General features: G+C 47.1%; 14 protein-coding genes. 7 read left to right on the forward strand and 7 right to left on the reverse strand.

The window, feature by feature from the left end; genetic code table 11:
• Positions 1–38 precede the first annotated feature (38 nt).
• Together ACPEPR_RS11160 and crp are read right to left on the reverse strand one after the other, a co-directional pair.
• Positions 39–1,088 carry an NADP(H)-dependent aldo-keto reductase gene (locus ACPEPR_RS11160; RefSeq protein ID WP_242912017.1) on the reverse strand — a complete coding sequence of 350 codons (1,050 nt, stop codon included), beginning with the start codon at positions 1,086–1,088 and terminating at the stop codon, positions 39–41.
• Between the two features lie 170 nt (positions 1,089–1,258).
• A complete protein-coding gene (gene crp / locus ACPEPR_RS11165; protein WP_168398835.1) occupies positions 1,259–1,963 on the reverse strand; it encodes a cAMP-activated global transcriptional regulator CRP in 705 nt (234 codons plus the stop codon).
• Positions 1,964–2,110: 147 nt separating this feature from the next.
• On the opposite strand from crp, the gene ACPEPR_RS11170 reads away from it, so the two are divergent.
• Both ACPEPR_RS11170 and clpB read left to right on the forward strand, forming a co-directional pair.
• Positions 2,111–2,533, forward strand: a complete 423-nt coding sequence (locus tag ACPEPR_RS11170) for an OsmC family protein (RefSeq protein ID WP_005177032.1) — start codon at positions 2,111–2,113, stop codon at positions 2,531–2,533.
• A gap of 324 nt (positions 2,534–2,857) precedes the next feature.
• On the forward strand, positions 2,858–5,437 hold the full coding sequence (gene clpB, locus ACPEPR_RS11175) for an ATP-dependent chaperone ClpB (RefSeq protein WP_423562448.1): 2,580 nt from the start codon (positions 2,858–2,860) through the stop codon (positions 5,435–5,437).
• 251 nt (positions 5,438–5,688) lie between these two features.
• Here the strand turns inward: clpB and rlmKL are convergent, their stop codons facing one another.
• On the reverse strand, positions 5,689–7,893 hold the full coding sequence (gene rlmKL / locus ACPEPR_RS11180) for a bifunctional 23S rRNA (guanine(2069)-N(7))-methyltransferase RlmK/23S rRNA (guanine(2445)-N(2))-methyltransferase RlmL (protein WP_423562449.1): 2,205 nt from the start codon (positions 7,891–7,893) through the stop codon (positions 5,689–5,691).
• Between the two features lie 237 nt (positions 7,894–8,130).
• On the opposite strand from rlmKL, the gene ACPEPR_RS11185 reads away from it, so the two are divergent.
• The 5 genes from ACPEPR_RS11185 (at position 8,131) to ACPEPR_RS11205 (ending at position 13,018) form a co-directional block, all read left to right on the forward strand.
• Positions 8,131–8,451, forward strand: coding sequence for a hypothetical protein (locus tag ACPEPR_RS11185; RefSeq protein WP_160241446.1), 321 nt, complete (start codon positions 8,131–8,133; stop codon positions 8,449–8,451).
• A 151-nt stretch (positions 8,452–8,602) separates the two neighbouring features.
• The gene (locus tag ACPEPR_RS11190) at positions 8,603–8,932 is read left to right on the forward strand and encodes a hypothetical protein (RefSeq protein WP_005177044.1); all 330 of its coding nucleotides are present in this window, start codon (positions 8,603–8,605) and stop codon (positions 8,930–8,932) included.
• A gap of 219 nt (positions 8,933–9,151) precedes the next feature.
• Entirely contained in the window at positions 9,152–10,168 is a 1,017-nt protein-coding gene (locus ACPEPR_RS11195) for an aspartate carbamoyltransferase catalytic subunit (protein ID WP_005177046.1), read from the forward strand.
• A 10-nt stretch (positions 10,169–10,178) separates the two neighbouring features.
• Complete coding sequence (locus tag ACPEPR_RS11200; protein ID WP_005177048.1) at positions 10,179–11,414, forward strand: dihydroorotase; 1,236 nt, start codon at positions 10,179–10,181, stop codon at positions 11,412–11,414.
• 149 nt (positions 11,415–11,563) lie between these two features.
• A complete protein-coding gene (locus tag ACPEPR_RS11205) occupies positions 11,564–13,018 on the forward strand; it encodes an OmpA family protein (protein ID WP_411687622.1) in 1,455 nt (484 codons plus the stop codon).
• Between the two features lie 122 nt (positions 13,019–13,140).
• Here ACPEPR_RS11205 and ACPEPR_RS11210 read toward each other — a convergent pair whose 3' ends face one another.
• The 4 genes from ACPEPR_RS11210 to ACPEPR_RS11225 all read right to left on the reverse strand — a co-directional run bounded on the left by ACPEPR_RS11210 (position 13,141) and on the right by ACPEPR_RS11225 (position 17,477).
• On the reverse strand, positions 13,141–13,779 hold the full coding sequence (locus ACPEPR_RS11210; RefSeq protein WP_005177056.1) for a CoA transferase subunit B: 639 nt from the start codon (positions 13,777–13,779) through the stop codon (positions 13,141–13,143).
• A gap of 3 nt (positions 13,780–13,782) precedes the next feature.
• Complete coding sequence (locus ACPEPR_RS11215; protein ID WP_005177058.1) at positions 13,783–14,487, reverse strand: CoA transferase subunit A; 705 nt, start codon at positions 14,485–14,487, stop codon at positions 13,783–13,785.
• A 96-nt stretch (positions 14,488–14,583) separates the two neighbouring features.
• Positions 14,584–15,486, reverse strand: a complete 903-nt coding sequence (locus tag ACPEPR_RS11220; protein WP_016658374.1) for a hydroxymethylglutaryl-CoA lyase — start codon at positions 15,484–15,486, stop codon at positions 14,584–14,586.
• Positions 15,483–17,477: an acetyl/propionyl/methylcrotonyl-CoA carboxylase subunit alpha gene (locus ACPEPR_RS11225; protein WP_286424359.1), complete on the reverse strand. Its 1,995-nt coding sequence runs from the start codon at positions 17,475–17,477 to the stop codon at positions 15,483–15,485. The genes ACPEPR_RS11220 and ACPEPR_RS11225 overlap by 4 nt, the downstream gene beginning before the upstream one ends.
• Positions 17,478–17,494: the final 17 nt, after the last annotated feature.

Consider the following 17,494-nt stretch of genomic DNA (forward strand, 5'->3'; position numbering starts at 1 on the left):
GCATTTTTTTATGCATGAGGTTTTGTTAATACCTGTCATCAAGGCGCCGGGTTGGGCTGCTGACGGTGAATCGCTTCAATACCTTGTAAAATGTCATCGGACAGATTGACTTCAAAGGCATCAATATTTTCTTTCAGCTGTTCCAGCGAGGTCGCGCCAATAATGGTACTGGTGACAAAGAACTGCTGCTTAATAAAAGCCAAAGCCAGCTGGGTTAAACTGAGGCCATGTTGCTCGGCCAGTTGCGCATATTGCTCTGTGGCCCATTCACTTTCTGGATTGCTGTAGCGGCTAAAGCGTGAATACAGGGTGACACGCGCATTGGCCGGACGGGCGCCATGCCGGAATTTCCCGGTTAAGTAACCAAAGGCCAGAGGAGAATAAGCCAGTAAACCGACGCCTTCATATTTGGCAATTTCCGACATGCCAATTTCATAGGTACGATTTAGCAGGTTATAGGGGTTTTGTACGCTGACAAATTTGCTTAAACCGAGTTTTTCCGCCAGATGCAAAAACTTCATGGTGCCCCATGGGGTTTCATTGGAGAGGCCAATATAGCGAATCCGGCCGTTCTGGATTTCCTGCTGCAAGGCAGTCAGGGTTTCCTCAAGGTCGGTGACATGCTGCTGTGCATGGGCTTCGGCATTGCCATAACCCAGTTTGCCAAAGAAGTTGGTCGGGCGCTGTGGCCAGTGCAGTTGGTATAAGTCAATATAGTCGGTTTGCAGGCGTTTCAGGTTGCCATCCAGGGCAGTGCGAATATCGGTAGCGTTGTAACGGGTTTGACCATCACGAATATGGCTGCCGCCTTGAGCCGGTCCGGCAATTTTTGAGGCCAAAAACAGCTTGTCCCGTCCACCGCGCGTCTTGAGCCAGTTGCCAATCATGACTTCGGTGGCACCTTGAGTTTCTGGTTTCGGTGGCACCGGATACATTTCGGCGGTATCCCAGAAATACAGGCCACGTTCCAGCGCATAATCCAGCTGGGCAAAGGCTTCATCCTGGGTATTCTGTTCACCAAAGGTCATGGTGCCCAGACAGATTTCAGGCAATAAAATACCGGTATCAGCAAGGGGATTGAACTGCATAAGATGTCCTTATTCAAAATATCATCAAGCGAATAGGGACTAGGCTAAACCATCGCAGGCAGACTGTTAAATCAATATTTTAGGTTAGTTTGTAAATATTTTTCACATAGCGAACAGGCATAAAAAAGGCAAATCCGAAGATTTGCCTTAAGCATATAGCAGTTTAAGACTTATTCATCATCAAACTGTTCATCTGCTGCATCATTTTGCTCTAAAGAGGCATCAAAAATCAGAATGGCTTTACCATCAGTTTCGATCATGCCTTGTTCTTCCAGGGTTTTCAGAACACGGCCGACCATTTCACGTGAACAGCCCACAATACGGCCAATTTCCTGACGGGTAATACGGATTTGACGGCCATTTGGCAAAATCATGGCTTCAGGCTGCGCAGACAGGTCAATCAGACAACGCGCAATACGGCCTGAAACATCAATGAAGGCCAGATCGGTCACTTTACGTGTGGTATTTTTTAAACGGCGCACCAGCTGGGCAAATACCGCATAGCTTAAATCTGGATATTGCTTGCTGAGCTCGTGGAAGTTTTCATAAGTCACTTCTGCAATTTCACAAACGTCACGTGTGCGTACTTCTGCAGTACGTTGTGGATTTGCTTCGAATAGACCCATTTCCCCAAAGAAGTCACCCGGATTCAAATACGCCACAACAATTTCGCGATCATTATCTTCACGCAGAATGATGGAAACAGATCCTTTCAGAATCAAATAAAGTGATTTTGATTCAGACCCCGCATCAACAATTGTGGTCCGTTTCGGATAACGGTTGATATATGCACGTTTTAATAATGCCTTGACTGAATCTGGTAATTGACCAGGAGACAGGGCATCGGTGCTTAATTGTGAAAAGTTTGAAGTCATGCTAACGGTTCCGAAAATGGATAAATAATAGATCGCACAAGACCTAGTATGAACTTGTCACACAGTAGAGATGAAATTCCTTATCAACTCAAATTATGTTAGTGTACAGGCACCTTGTAAATTTATAGTTTTTTTGAAGGACTTGCAATGCAAACGAGTGTTCATTGGCTAGAGAATGTTGCTTTTGAAGCAAAATCGGAAAGTGGCCATAGCGTGGTGATGGATGGTTCTGCCGAGTATGGTGGAGAAAACCGTGGACCACGTCCCATGGAGCTCATTTTAATGGGACTTGGTGGTTGTGCATCGTTTGATATTGTGACCATTTTAAAGAAATCACGTCAGGATGTGACTGGTGTGGTTTGTCAGCTGAAAGCAGAACGTGCCGATTCGATTCCGGCGGTGTTCACCAAAATTCATCTGCATTTTGTGGTGACAGGCAAGGCAGTCAAGGAAAAGCAGGTCGCCAAGGCAGTTGAATTATCCGCAGAAAAATACTGTTCAGCCAGCAAAATGCTGTCAGATGGTGGTGTTGAAATTAGCCACGATTTCGAGATTATCGAAGCAGAATAATCATGACTGTAAAGTCATGTAAAAAGTCGGTTAATTACCGGCTTTTTTATTTTTCCATGGTTTTAGACCTCGCAAAAAATTGGCCGCAATGGGCAGAGCTCTCAAAATATGTGTTTCCTATTACATAGGTCGCAGCTGCATTACTGTATAAAAATAATCCTGATGCTGACTTGAAATTGGCCGGTCACAGACCAATATTATAATTGAGTTATATCTGTTGCATTAAAATAACACTTTGAAAAATATATGAAAAATCATTTGAAATTGCCAAAAGTACTCCCATATATGTTTCAAGTGAAAAAATTGTTGTGAGGAATAACAAGAATGCGTTTTGAAAAATTTACAAATCGCTTACAGCAAGCTCTCTCCGATGCGCAATCGCTGGCAATGGGCAAAGACCATACCGCCATTGACGGCATTCATGTCTTGGCCACTCTGTTAGAAGAAGCATCCAATGTCAGCTTGTTACAGCAGGCCGGTGCCCAGTTGCGTGATTTGCAGAGCAAGTTGCAGCAGGCACTGAATGATGCGCCAACGCTAGCCAATCCGACTGGCGACATTAATTTAAGTCCGGAAGCGGTTAAAGCCTTAAACTTGGCCGATAGCTATGCCCAGAAAGCGGGCGATGAATTCCTGTCTACCGACTGGGTATTACTGGGCCTGAGCGAAGTTGGGGCCACTAAAAGCTTATTGAACAGTATCGGTGTCAGCGCAGACAGTCTGCGTCAGGTGATTTTAAAAATTCGAGGTGATGAAAAAGTGATGAGTAATAATCATGAAGATCAACGTGATTCACTCAATAAATACACTGTAGATTTAACCGAACGTGCGCTGGCTGGCAAGCTCGATCCGGTGATTGGTCGTGATGATGAAATCCGCCGTACCGTACAGGTCTTGTCACGTCGGACCAAAAATAACCCGGTACTGATTGGTGAGCCTGGGGTCGGTAAAACCGCAATTGTAGAAGGTCTGGCACAGCGTATTGTGAATGGTGAAGTGCCAGAAAGCTTAAAAGGCAAACGCGTGTTATCGCTGGACCTGGGTTCATTGCTGGCCGGTGCCAAATATCGCGGCGAGTTTGAGGAGCGTTTAAAAGCGGTCCTGAAAGATCTGGCCAAGCATGAAGGCGAAATCATCCTGTTTATTGATGAGTTGCATACCCTGGTTGGCGCAGGTAAAGGTGATGGCGCGATGGATGCCGGCAACATGCTGAAACCGGCGCTGGCACGCGGTGAATTACGCTGCGTGGGGGCAACCACGCTCGATGAATATCGTCAGTACATTGAAAAAGATGCCGCCCTTGAGCGCCGTTTCCAGAAAGTGCTGGTCGATGAGCCAAGTGTCGAAGACACCATTGCCATTTTACGTGGTCTGAAAGAGCGTTATGAAGTCCACCACGGGGTGAAAATTCTCGACTCGGCGATTATTGCTGCAGCGAAAATGTCACATCGTTATATCACTGACCGTCAGTTGCCCGATAAAGCCATTGACCTGATTGATGAAGCAGCATCGCGCATCAAGATGGAGCTGGACTCTAAACCGGAAGCGCTGGATAAGCTGGAACGCCGTCTGATTCAGTTAAAGCTGCAACTTGAAGCTGTGAAAAAAGATGAAGATGCCGGCAGCCGTGCAGAAGTCAGTCATCTGGAAAAACAGATCGAAGACGTCCAAAAAGACTATAACGATCTGGAAGAAGTGTGGAAGTCTGAAAAAACTCTGGTCGAAGGCACTAAGCAGATTCAGGCGCAGCTGGATCAGGCGCGTATTGCCTTGCAAAAAGCACAGCGTGAAAATGATCTGGGCGAGATGTCGCGTCTGCAATATGGCGTGATTCCGGAACTGGAAAAACAGCTGGCCCAAGATGAGCTGGTGGAAGAGAAAGAAGAACCGAAGTTATTGCGCAATAAAGTCACCGATAACGAAATTGCGGAAGTGGTCAGCGCAGCCACCGGTATTCCGGTTGCGAAAATGCTGCAAGGCGAGCGTGAAAAACTGCTGCAAATGGAAAGCTTCCTGCATCAACGTGTGGTAGGGCAGGATGAAGCGGTGATTGCGGTATCCAATGCGGTGCGCCGTTCACGTGCCGGGTTGTCGGATCCGAACCGTCCAAGTGGTTCTTTCCTATTCCTGGGTCCAACCGGTGTCGGTAAGACCGAGTTAACCAAAGCCTTGGCCAACTTCCTGTTTGACAGCGATGACGCCATGATCCGGATTGATATGTCCGAATTTATGGAAAAACATTCAGTCAGTCGTCTGGTCGGTGCGCCTCCGGGCTATGTCGGCTATGAAGAAGGCGGGGTATTAACCGAAGCCGTACGCCGTAAACCGTATAGCGTGGTGCTGTTTGATGAGGTAGAAAAAGCCCATCCGGATGTATTTAACATCTTGCTCCAGGTACTGGATGATGGTCGCCTGACCGACTCGCAGGGCCGTGTGGTGGACTTTAAAAACACCGTGATTGTAATGACTTCGAACCTGGGTTCAAGCGATGTGCGTGAACTGGGCGATAATCCAGGCCGTGACGATGTACGCAATGTGGTGATGGCAGCTGTGTCTGAGCATTTCCGTCCGGAGTTTATCAACCGTATTGATGAGCTGGTGGTATTCCATGCCCTGGAAAAAGCCCAGATTCGTGGTATTGCCGATATCCAGCTGGACCGTTTACGTGCCCGTCTGGCCGACCGCGATATCAAGTTAACGGTAGATGATTCTGCCTTTGACCAGCTGATTGAAGCCGGTTTTGACCCAGTTTACGGTGCGCGTCCATTAAAACGTGCCATCCAGCAACAGGTAGAAAATAATCTGGCGCAGAAAATTCTGGCCGGTGACTTCCAGCCGGGAGATACCATTGTGATTACGGCAGATGCAGGCCAACTGGATTTCCAGAAGCTGAAACTGAACTAATCCGCACACGGTTCATCTAAACTGTTTAATCAAAGACCTGGCTTCGGCCGGGTTTTTTTATGGAGGTATCTGCAGCAAAAAGCCGGGCAGATGTAGCGATTCACTCTGCAAAGTAAGTCCACGCTGGATGATGAGTGACAGCGTAAAGTTTCCGATGTAAAAAAAGCCTGCTATGGGGTAGCAGGCTTTTTATTGCTAATCGAATGAACTGTGAATAGAAAAGGATTAAATCATCCTTTACCATTCACATTTTAGATTTGTGGATGCTGGATTTTCCAGGCGCGGTGAATCTTCTGGTTACGCTTGAAATCTGGACCAATGGTTTCATGGCTGATTTCCTGAATATCAAACAGCGCTGGCAAGGTTTCATCCATTTCAAAACCGCGATAGTTGTTTGAGAAGTACAGGGTGCCTTCTGTGGTTAAACGGTTCATGGCGCGTTTAATTAGCGAAACATGGTCACGTTGTACATCAAAAGTGCCGTAGAATTTCTTCGAGTTAGAGAAGGTGGGCGGATCAATAAAGATCAGGTCATATTGCTCATGACCTTCTTTTAGCCACTCAAAACAGTCGCTGGCAAAGAACTGGTGTTGTTCATCGGCATGGTCGACGGTTAAGCCGTTTAAGACAAAGTTTTCTTTGGACCAGTTTAAATAGGTGTTGGACAAGTCCACACTGGTGGTGCTGGCTGCGCCGCCTAAAGCAGCATGCAAACTCGCCGTTGATGTATAGCTGTACAGATTGAGGAAATGCTTGCCTTTAGCTTCTTTGGCAATGCGTAAACGAATCTGGCGATGGTCCAGGAATAGGCCGGTATCCAGATAGTCGGTGAGGTTAACCAGAATCTTGGCCTGACCCTCCTGCACAATAAAGCGTTTCGATGCGGTACTTTGTTTGGTGTACTGGTTTTTACCTTCCTGACGGGCACGGGTTTTAATAAACACGGCATCACGGCCTAAACCGGTCACGGCACGAATCGCTTGCAGCGCCAGGTTAAAGCGTTTTTTTGCTTTTTCAGGATCAATTTTCTTCGGTGGTGCATATTCCTGCACATGCAGACGATCACCATATAAATCGACCGCGACATTAAAGTCCGGTAAATCGGCATCGTATAAACGCAGACAATAGACGTTTTCTTTAACCGCCCATTTCTTTAAGGCCTGCATGTTTTTTTGCAGACGGTTGGTAAAGTCTTCGGCACCTTCAATCGGTTCAAACTGCTGTGGCTGCCAGTCGGCCAGGAATGGTTTTACTACTGCCGATGGTTTGACCGTACCAAAACGAATGTAAATTGGCAGCTTACCATTCATTAAACGTAAGGTTTGCGGCTCATTAAATGCCAGCACATCGGCCTGTTCCACCTGGGCTGCAATGACAGCAGCAGACTGGTTCGGGAAATGTTTTTGTAGCAGGGCAGACAGACCTAAATACAAGGCACGGTTCGAGGCTTTATCTCCCAGACGTTCACCATACGGCGGGTTGGTCACCACAAACGCAGTTTTGCCTTCGGCCTGAAAATCTGGCCAGTCTGACAAGGTGCGTTCTTCAATCTGGATATGATCGAGCAGACGTTCAAAACCGGCAGCAATAATATTCTGTTTGGTGGCTTTGACTGCTTCCCAGTCGGCATCAAAAGCATAGAATTTTGGCAGTGGCTGTTCCAGCGCCTGTTGATGACGCTCAGCCGCTTCTGCCTTTAATGACATCCACAGTTCATGGTCATGGCCATTCCAGCCATTAAAGCCGAAACGGCGTACCAGACCCGGTGCACGGTCGGTTAAAATCAGCAGGGATTCAATAATAAAGGTACCTGAACCACACATCGGGTCCAGAATAATGTCCGGATTCTTTTCTTTGAGTTTGGCTTTTTGCAAAATTGCCGCGGCCAGGTTTTCTTTAATTGGGGCGTCGGTCATAAAACGACGGTAGCCACGTTTATGCAGTGAATCACCCGATAAATCTAAGCAATAGGTATGTTCTTTTTTACCTGCCAAAATATACATGGTGATTTCAGGTGATTTGGTGTCGATACTTGGGCGTTTACCGACAGCTTCCATAAATGAATCAACCACACCATCTTTGGCACGTAGCGTAGCAAACTGCGTATTGACCTTAATTTCACGTTCAACGTGTAAACGAATGGCGAAGGTACTTTGTGGTGCAAAAATCAGTGACCAATCAAAGCTGATTGCACCTTCATAAAGCTCTTCAGCAACATCACGGGCATCATGTGAAAATTCAATTTCATGGGTGTGGATTGGCATCAGGACACGCGACGCCAGACGAGACCACATGCAGATGCGGTAAGCATTTTCCAGCGTACCTTTGAAGGTTAGACGACCCGGGAAACGTTCAACATTTTGAACACCTAAACCTTTGATTTCTTCTTCTAATAAGGTTTCCAGACCATCGGCACAGGTGACCCAATAATTGCTTAAACGTGAAGAGGTATTCATAAAATAGAGAGACCGGAAAAGAATAAATAAAAACTGCGCCAAGTTTACCGTATTTTGGCTATTAAAGCTGTGGAATTTTTTATAAATCTGGCACATCTCTGTTAGAGCTAATAATTATAAAAAGCTCTTAATCTTGGCATAAAAAGCAAATTGAAAATTCATGAGATATGTATAATTACACACCATCAACAAGAGGAACTTGTTGATTAAATCTTTTATTTTACAGAGGGATATAGGGTGAATATTACATCCGGTCGTGATGATGTTTTTTCCATTGCAACATTGTTGTATGCACGGTTAAGAAAAGTGAATAGTCGAGTAATTGACGTGATGTATCTGATGCAGGATCGCTCCTATGCACATCATGTGATTACGCTGGCGCTAGAAACCCGGGATGCTGAACTGGCAACGCATGTCGAGCGTTTGCGTCAGTTGCTGGATCTTCCAGATGACGAACAGCTGGAAAGAAGAAATTATGAGAATATTCAGGATGATGTATCAAGAAAAGGTGGTTCGGCCAAATATGATGAAGGCCATGTAAGTTTTAGCCTATTCTGATTTATAACTGAATTGTAGTTTTTATAAAAAGCCTGTCTTAATTGCAGATGGGCTTTTTAATTTTGGTATGGATATTGCTGTAATTATCACGAGATTGCAGTCGCTGGGGAGAGGCTGCAATCTCGATTTTTAAATGATTGGGGAATCAAGAATGGTCAATACAGAAAGTTTTTCAATTGCGACTTTAATCTATGCACGTTTGAGACGAGTTTCAGGCCGGGTAATTGATGCCATTTATCTGTCTGAAAATAGTGATTATGCCGAACATGTGATTGCATTAGCCGAAGCCACACGCGATCCGGAATTACTGCGTCTGGTTGAAAAATTTAAAGACGTATTCGAGTTCTCTTCCGATTCGAACATAAGTCAAAAAGCGGGTTTACAGCAAAAAAATAACGATGAATTAATGAAAGTTGAACCAACTGAAGATGACATTTATCGGGCACAAGTCTCACATCATTATATTGGCGCACTACGCTAGATCAGTTATGGCATTCAAGCTCCAGACTTGGGTGCCATTTTAGAACATAAAATATTCATTCTAAAAATTCGTTTAAATTATCTTATTGAAAAAATACATAGGAATTTCAAAATCAATTTTTATTATCGAGCCGGTTTTTATACAAGTAGCCGAATTGCCAAGTGCCAAGAATGGCGATTCTCTGTATAATACGTTGACTTAACGTATAAGGAATCTCTCATGCACTTGGCGGCATTGCATACTCCGAGCCAGATTCAACTCAATAAAGATGGAAATCTAAAACATTTCATCACCATCGAAGGGCTTTCCAAACAAACCCTCACCAAAATTTTGGACACCGCGCAGTCCTTTTTTAATGACCAAAATCAGCTGATCACTAACAACCTGCTGGAAGGTCGTACGGTTATGAACCTGTTTTTTGAGAACTCAACCCGTACCCGCACCACCTTTGAAGCTGCAGCGAAACGTCTTTCGGCCAACGTGCTTAACATTGACATTGCCCGTTCCAGTACCTCTAAAGGCGAAACCCTGCGCGATACGCTGTGGAACTTGGAAGCCATGGCCGCCGATATTTTTGTGGTGCGTCATTCCTCTTCAGGTGCAGCGCATTTTATTGCCAAGGATGTCTGTCCAAATATCGCGATTATTAATGCCGGAGATGGCCGTCATGCGCATCCGACTCAAGCGATGCTGGATATGCTGACCATTCGCCGTGAAACCAAAAAAGACTTTGCTGACATGAGCATTGCCATTATTGGCGATATTAAACATTCGCGCGTGGCACGTTCTGATGTGGCGGCGTTACAAACTTTAGGTTGTAAAGATATTCGCGTGATTGCACCGAATACCTTGCTGCCATTTGGTTTTGAGGAGTACGGGGCCGATGTACGCCTGTTTAATAAAATGGAAGATGGCATCCGTGACTGTGATGTGATTATTACCTTGCGTATCCAGAATGAACGGATTGATTCACCGGCGCTGTCCTCACCGGCAGAATTCTACAAAATGTATGGCCTGAACAAAGAGCGTCTGGCGCTGGCCAAACCGGATTGTATCGTGATGCACCCGGGACCGATGAACCGGGGTGTGGAAATTGATTCCAGCATTGCCGATGGTCCGCAATCGGTGATTTTAAATCAGGTGACCAATGGTATTGCGGTGCGTATGGCTGTGCTGGCACTGGCGATGCAGGGTCAACTGCAGGAACAAGGTTTAATTGAAGCGATTGCGGTATAAGGAATCAGTCATGCGTATTGTAAAAATTGAAAATGTCCGCGTTCTTGATCCAATGCAAAAGACTGATCGCGTGCAAACGGTATATCTGGAAAATGGCAAGCTGGTTGCAGAAACAGCAGATGTGACTGAAACCATTGATGGACAAGGCAAATGGCTGATGCCAACCATGGTTGATCTGTGCGCGCGGATGCGTGAACCGGGTCAGCAGCAGCATGGTACTTTAAAATCAGAAGGCAAGGCGGCACGTGAAAACGGTATTCTGCACGTGTTTACCCCACCAGATTCCAAGCCGATTGTGCAGGACAATGGTGCTTTGATTCACGGTCTGGTCGAAAAAGCCATGCTGGATGGTGGTATTTATTTACAGGTGATTGGCGCACAAACCCAAGGCTTGCAAGGCAAACAGCCTGCCAATATGGCCGGTCTGAAAAAGGGCGGCTGTACTGCAGTTTCCAATGCCAATGCATCCTTTGCTGATGATGATGTCGTGATTCGCACGCTGGAATATGCAGCCGGTCTGGACCTGACCGTGGTGTTCTATGCCGAAGAACCGCAAATTGCCAAAGATGGCTGTGTGCATGAAGGTTTTATTGCTTCACGTCAGGGCTTGCCTATGATTCCGGCGCTGGCCGAAACCGTAGCCATTGCCAAATACCTGTTGATGATTGAAGCGACCAAAGTCCGTGCGCATTTCGGTTTGCTGTCCTGTGGCGCTTCGGTCGAGCTGATTAAAATTGCCAAAGAAAAAGGCCTGCCAGTAACCTGTGATGTGGCGATGCATCAGCTGCATTTAACTGATCAGGTGATTGATGGCTTTAACTCGCTGGCGCATGTGCGTCCACCGCTACGTGCTGAAAAAGACAAAGAATTGCTGCGTCAGGGCTTAAAAGATGGCGTAATTGATGCGATCTGTACCCATCATGAACCCTTAAGCAGTTCGGCCAAAATGGCACCGTTTGCTGAAACCTTACCGGGCTTTACCGCTTTTGATACCTTTGTGCCCTTGGGTGTGCAACTGGTTGAGGAAGGTCTGTTCAGTCCATTGGAATGGGTGCATACCGTGACACTGGCACCGGCGACGGTTGCGCAAATGGCAGATCGCTGGATGCAGGAAGCCGGCTGGATTCTGATTGATCCTGAACTGGAGTGGACGCTGGACAAAGACAGCATTCTGTCCCAAGGCAAGAATACACCGCTGATTCAGCAAACCGTGAAAGGCAAGGTAATTCAGACTTTCCTGGCCTAAATTCACCTGTTCAAGAGCCAGCATTTGCTGGCTTTTTTTATGTTTTAATTTAAGTACATAAAGAAAAATACAATTATTTACAACGTCTAAAAAATGACCAGATACACTAAATAATGCGAGTAGAACAATGACAAAAATGAGGCCATATCATGCAAACCAGATTGATAGAATTATTGAAAAATAGCGTGTCATCCATTGTGCTAGACGGGGAAACGGATTACCTCATTGAGAAAAACCGTGCCTTAAATGATTTTTATCCGGTATTTTTATCGGTGTTAAGACACCGGCCATCCCTCATTGACAGCCTGAGAAATCAGCTTAATCCGCGGCTGGCTGAAATTTTTGGTACCAACCTGAACCTGAAACAGCAGTTTCTGGAATTTAGCCGCGGTCAGGCGCCGGCAGATGAAATTGAATCTATCCTGAACCGGGCCATCGTACCAACCTTAGGTTTTTTAGAAAGCGAGGCCGGCTCGACCGATCCTGAGGCGATTGTGCATTTGCTTGATCAGCATATGCCGGACATTCAGGCTGCTTTGCCGGAATGGGCCGCTGCGCTGCTGGCCGGTTTGGGCGTCAATGCCACTGCCGGGCAGACTATTCATCAGGCGCCTGAGTTATATGAAGAGGTGCCAGAGCAGAAGCGCTCGCCGTGGGTACCGATTCTGATTTTTATTATTCTGGCATTGTTACTGGCCTTTTTATTTAAAGCCTGTTCTGACCGTAATGAAGAAGAGGTGCCTGTTACCCAGGCAGCAGCGACGGAACCGGCCTATTTGCAGGTCAATACCGGTTCCAATGGCGATCTGGTCACCTGTCAGTTGTATCTGAACAATCCGGCTTATACCGACATTCTGCAAACAGAAGTTAAACGGATTTTTAACCATCCGACAGGTTGTGGGGTGAATAGCGCCAGTAATTATCATAGTGAATTTATTGATCAGGATGTGATTCCAACGGCACTGAAAATCCTGAAAGATGTGCCGAATACCAATATGACCTGGATGGGTGAGCAGATTGCGATTCAGTCCACCAATCCGGCAGATGCGCAGCGTGTGGCCAATCAGCTGCGTCCTTTGGCCAAGAATATGACCATTACGGTGCAGCAGGATCTCGATGTACAGACCGCCACACCAGCGACCACGACCGCAGCACAAGCCTTGGCCGTGATTAACCCGGATAATATTCAGGCGCTGGATGTCGCCACAGCCTTAAATCTGGAGGCGATTCATTTTGAGTCGGCATCTTCGACTGTACCGGAAGCCAATCAGCCAATTCTGGATCAGGCTGCGGCCTTAATCCAGCGTGCGCCGCATGTACATTTGACCATTAAAGGCCATACCGATGCAGTAGGCAGCAATGAAGCCAATAATCTGTTGTCCTTACGCCGTGCTGAAGCGGTACGTGATTATCTGGTACAACGCGGGGTTGATCCTTCCCAGTTACAGGCCGTGGGGTATGGCCAGCAACAGCCGATGGAACCAAATGCAACCCCAGAAGGGCAGTTCCAGAACCGTCGTATTGAGTTTGAAGTATTAAATACAGAAACCGGGGTGGTACGTGCGGTCGATGACCAAGGTATTGTCGAGAAAAAAGCAGAGTAAGGATTGAGTTAAGGAAATAGAAAAGGACGACGTCAAGTCGTCCTTTTTGGTTTAGTTGAAAAGCGGAGGTAGCGGTGGGGATGTATTCACGACCATCCGATGCCCGCTTTTAAAACCAGCCATTAAGCTGCATTACGTATTAAAGGCACCCCGGTGACTTTCTGGATTTCATCAAAACTGACCTCCGGTGCCAGTTCCACCAGCTGCACGCCGGTTGGGGTAATATCCAGAACGCCCAAATCGGTAATTACGCGATGAACCACGGCTTTACCGGTCAGCGGCAGGCTACACTGTGAAACGATTTTAGGTGTCCCATCTTTGGCGCAGTGTTCCATCAACACCACCACTTTTTGCACACCTGCGACCAGGTCCATGGCACCGCCCATACCTTTGACTTTTTTGCCCGGAATCATCCAGTTGGCCAGATCGCCCTGTTCAGAGACTTCCATGGCCCCCAGAATGGCAATATTGACATGGCCGCCACGGATCATGGCAAAAGAGTCTGCGCTAGAGAAAAACGAAGCACCTTGACGAGCTGTGACCGTCTGTTTGCCGGCATTAATCAGGTCAGCATCGACCGTGGCTTCAGTTGGGAATTCCCCAATCCCGAGCAGGCCGTTTTCTGACTGTAGCCAGACGTTGATATTTTCTGGAATATAGTTAGCGACTAAAGTTGGTAAACCAATCCCTAAATTGACATAGAAACCATCTTCCAGTTCTTGTGCGGCGCGCTGCGCCATTTGATTACGCGTCCAAGCCATGGTTTAAGCCTCCGCCTTTAAAGTCATTTGTTCAATACGTTTTTCAGGATGTGCATTTAACACAATGCGGTTGACATAAATCCCCGGCAGATGAATTTCATCTGGATCGAGCGCGCCAATCTCTACAATTTCTTCGACTTCGGCAATGGTGATTTTGCCCGCCATGGCACAGACCGGATTAAAGTTTTGTGCAGTTTTACGGAAAATCAGGTTGCCGGCCTTGTCGGCTTTATAGGCTTTGACCAAGGCAACATCGGCAGTTAAAGATTCTTCTAAGATATAATCCTGACCTTTAAACTGGCGCACTTCTTTGCCTTCCGCGATGACGGTACCGACACCGGTGGCGGTAAAGAAGGCTGGAATACCTGCACCGCCGGCACGTAATTTTTCTGCCAGTGTACCTTGCGGGGTCAGTTCAACTTCCAGTTCACCACTCAGGAACTGGCGTTCAAATTCCTTGTTTTCACCGACATAGGATGAAATCATTTTTTTAATCTGTTTGGTTTCAAGCAGCAGCCCCAGACCAAAACCATCGACACCGGCATTGTTGGAAATACAGGTCAGCTGTTTGGCACCGGTGTCTTTTAGCGCGGCAATTAATGCTTCAGGAATCCCGCACAGGCCAAAACCACCCACGGCCAGGGTTTGACCATCCTGAACCACGCCATTTAAGGCGGCTTGTGCGCTGTCATAGACTTTATTTGCCATGTGTCACCTCTATTTTTATCCTTTTTTCAGCAGATTGCTGCTGTTACATCCTTGAGTGGCTTGAGGGCATTGCTCAAGCCGGGTTTTATTCGGTTATTAAGCGCAGGCTTTTTGCCAGTAGGCATTGGCATAATTGGATGGATTATTGCGCTGTAAAACATTGCTGATGTTACGGCTGGCCTGCATCAAGGCATCCAGCTGAATGCCGGTTTCATAGCCCATGTTGGACAGCAGGTAATACAGATCTTCGGTTGAGACATTGCCGGATGCGCCTTTGGCATAAGGACAGCCGCCTAAACCGGCAATTGACGAGTCAAAAACGCGAATACCTTGCAGCAGTGACTGGTAAATATTGGCGATGGCCATGCCATAGGTATTATGGAAATGACCGGCCAGCACCGTCGTATCCAGTTCGGCCAGACAGGCATCCCAGACTTTTTTCACCCGGTCGGGTGTGGCGGTGCCAATGGTTTCACCTAAAGATACTTCATAGCAGCCCATATCCAGCAGGCGCTGCGAAACTTTTGCCACCTGCTGCGGATCAATTGCGCCTTCATACGGACAATCGACCATACAGGACACATAACCACGCACACGAATGTTGTGCGCTTTGGCTTCACGCATTACATCGCTGAATTTTTCAAAGCTTTCATCAATCGAACAATTGATGTTTTTGCGGGTAAAACTTTCAGACGCGGCGGTAAAGACCGCCACTTCTTTGCAACCCACTGCCAGCGCAGATTCAAAACCTTTCAGGTTTGGCGTGAGCAGGCTGAACTGAATATTTGGATCTTTGGGCAAGCCGGCAAACAGCACATCGCTGTCTGCCATTTGCGGTACCCATTTGGCCGATACACAGGAACCAACTTCAATGGCCTGTAAACCGGTTTGCATTAAATCCAGAATCAGCTGTCTGCGGTCATCCAGGGTTAAGGGTGTTTTTTCATTTTGCAGGCCATCGCGTGGCCCGACTTCAACAATTTTGACAAATTCGCTCATGCGACTTCCTCCGCCAGCGGCTGGAATTCCACCAGCTCATCGCCAGCTTTGACCTGATCACCGGCCTGGAAGTAAGAGCTGGCCACGATGCCATCATGCGGTGCACGAATCGAGTATTCGATTTTCATGGCTTCGAGGGTCATCAGGACATCGTCTTTTTTGACTTTGTCATTGGCCGCGACCAGTACCTGAGTGATGACACCCGGCATTGGCGCAGTCAGGTTGTTTTCAGCACCTTGTTCATCATCCTGGTTAAATACCGGTTTCAGATAGGTAAATTTATAGCTCTGGCCATTCTGGAACAGGGTAATGCCATGTTCAGTCTGGCTAAAGGCCAGTTTTTGCTGTTTGCCGGCCAGCTTGAATTGCAGGGTATGCGCATCCAGTAACTGACCCTCAAGCTCAAAAGTCTGACCCTCATACTGTGCGACAAAGCCATGTTCTTGTGCTGCAAACTGGATATTTAAAGTTTTGTCATTACATTGTAATTTGATTGTCTGCCCCGATTGCAGGTTTAAACGCCAGAAAGCATTGGTCTGCCAGACCGGATTGCTGGCGCTCGGGTTCTGGGCCAAACGTGACAGCAATTCGATGAAGGCCGCGCTGACCACCAGTGTACTGTTCAGCTCTGTGGCCGGTTTTAGCAGGAATTCTTCTTCGCGCTGAATCAGGCCAGTATCCAAATTGGCATTCTTGAAAGAATCGCACAGTACCAGACGATCCAGGAAGGCAATGTTGTTGCCCAGACCATCGACATGGAACTGACCTAAAGCATGGTGCATTTGCGTTAATGCTGCTTCACGGTTTTTGCCCCAGACAATCAGTTTGGCAATCATTGGGTCGTAGTAGGTGCTAATTTCATCGCCTTCAACAATACCGCTGTCGACACGTACCGCTTCATTTTGTGCTGGATAATGCAGATAGCTGATTTGACCAATCGCCGGAATAAAGCCTTTTTCAGGTTCTTCGGCATAAACACGTGCTTCTAAAGCATGGCCGTGAATCTGCAATTCGTGCTGCTGTTTTGGTAAAGGCTCACCAAAGGCGACGCGTAATTGCCACTCGACCAGATCCTGACCGGTAATCATTTCAGTCACCGGGTGCTCAACCTGCAGACGGGTGTTCATTTCCATGAAGTAGGCGGTCCCGTCTTGCTCGACAATAAACTCGACGGTGCCGGCACCGACATAATTTACGGCACGCGCGGCATCAATTGCGGCCTGGCGCATGGCTTCCAGTTTATCTTCCGGCATTTTCGGTGCTGGTGCTTCTTCCAGTACTTTCTGATGGCGGCGCTGTACCGAGCAATCACGCTCAAACAGATGCACATAGTTGCCATGGGTATCGCCAAACACTTGCACTTCAATATGACGCGGCTGCACTACATAGCGTTCAATCAGTACATCTTCATTGCCAAAGCTGGAACGGGCTTCACTCTTACATGAGGCCAGGGCGCTAAGGAAATCTTCACTGCGCTCAACCAGACGCATCCCTTTACCGCCACCGCCGGCGCTGGCTTTAATCAGCACCGGATAGCCAATGTCATCGGCTTGCTGTTTTAAGAACGCAGCATCCTGATTGGTGCCATGATAACCCGGTGTCAGTGGTACGCCGGCTTTTTCCATCAAGGCTTTAGAGGTGGCTTTTAAACCCATCGCCAGAATGGCGTCAACTGGCGGGCCAATAAAGACAATGTTGTTGTCCTGACAGGCAAAAGCAAACTGGTCATTTTCAGACAGGAAGCCATAACCCGGGTGAATGGCTTGTGCGCCGGTGCTTTTTGCGGCTTCGATAATCCGTTCAATCTGTAAATAGCTTTGTGCTGCTGGTGATTCACCAATATAGACGGCTTCATCGGCCAGTTTGACATGCTGGGCCTGAGCATCTGCATCTGAATAGACTGCAACAGTTGCAATTCCCAGTTTTTTGGCAGTACGAATGACACGGCAGGCAATTTCACCACGGTTGGCAATTAAAATCTTTTCAAACATCGTTAGGATCCTTCTAG

The organism is Acinetobacter sp. AND/436, from assembly GCF_049546925.1.
In the GTDB taxonomy this organism is placed as follows: domain Bacteria; phylum Pseudomonadota; class Gammaproteobacteria; order Pseudomonadales; family Moraxellaceae; genus Acinetobacter; species Acinetobacter indicus.

Excerpts from the sequence above, each read along its gene's own strand:
- ACPEPR_RS11160 (WP_242912017.1), bottom strand. The coding sequence starts at position 1,088 with ATGCAGTTCAATCCCCTTGCTGATACCGGTATTTTATTGCCTGAAATC.
- crp (WP_168398835.1), bottom strand. The coding sequence starts at position 1,963 with ATGACTTCAAACTTTTCACAATTAAGCACCGATGCCCTGTCTCCTGGT.
- ACPEPR_RS11170 (WP_005177032.1), top strand. The coding sequence starts at position 2,111 with ATGCAAACGAGTGTTCATTGGCTAGAGAATGTTGCTTTTGAAGCAAAA.
- clpB (WP_423562448.1), top strand. The coding sequence starts at position 2,858 with ATGCGTTTTGAAAAATTTACAAATCGCTTACAGCAAGCTCTCTCCGAT.
- rlmKL (WP_423562449.1), bottom strand. The coding sequence starts at position 7,893 with ATGAATACCTCTTCACGTTTAAGCAATTATTGGGTCACCTGTGCCGAT.
- ACPEPR_RS11190 (WP_005177044.1), top strand. The coding sequence starts at position 8,603 with ATGGTCAATACAGAAAGTTTTTCAATTGCGACTTTAATCTATGCACGT.
- ACPEPR_RS11195 (WP_005177046.1), top strand. The coding sequence starts at position 9,152 with ATGCACTTGGCGGCATTGCATACTCCGAGCCAGATTCAACTCAATAAA.
- ACPEPR_RS11200 (WP_005177048.1), top strand. The coding sequence starts at position 10,179 with ATGCGTATTGTAAAAATTGAAAATGTCCGCGTTCTTGATCCAATGCAA.
- ACPEPR_RS11205 (WP_411687622.1), top strand. The coding sequence starts at position 11,564 with ATGCAAACCAGATTGATAGAATTATTGAAAAATAGCGTGTCATCCATT.
- ACPEPR_RS11210 (WP_005177056.1), bottom strand. The coding sequence starts at position 13,779 with ATGGCTTGGACGCGTAATCAAATGGCGCAGCGCGCCGCACAAGAACTG.
- ACPEPR_RS11215 (WP_005177058.1), bottom strand. The coding sequence starts at position 14,487 with ATGGCAAATAAAGTCTATGACAGCGCACAAGCCGCCTTAAATGGCGTG.
- ACPEPR_RS11220 (WP_016658374.1), bottom strand. The coding sequence starts at position 15,486 with ATGAGCGAATTTGTCAAAATTGTTGAAGTCGGGCCACGCGATGGCCTG.
- ACPEPR_RS11225 (WP_286424359.1), bottom strand. The coding sequence starts at position 17,477 with ATGTTTGAAAAGATTTTAATTGCCAACCGTGGTGAAATTGCCTGCCGT.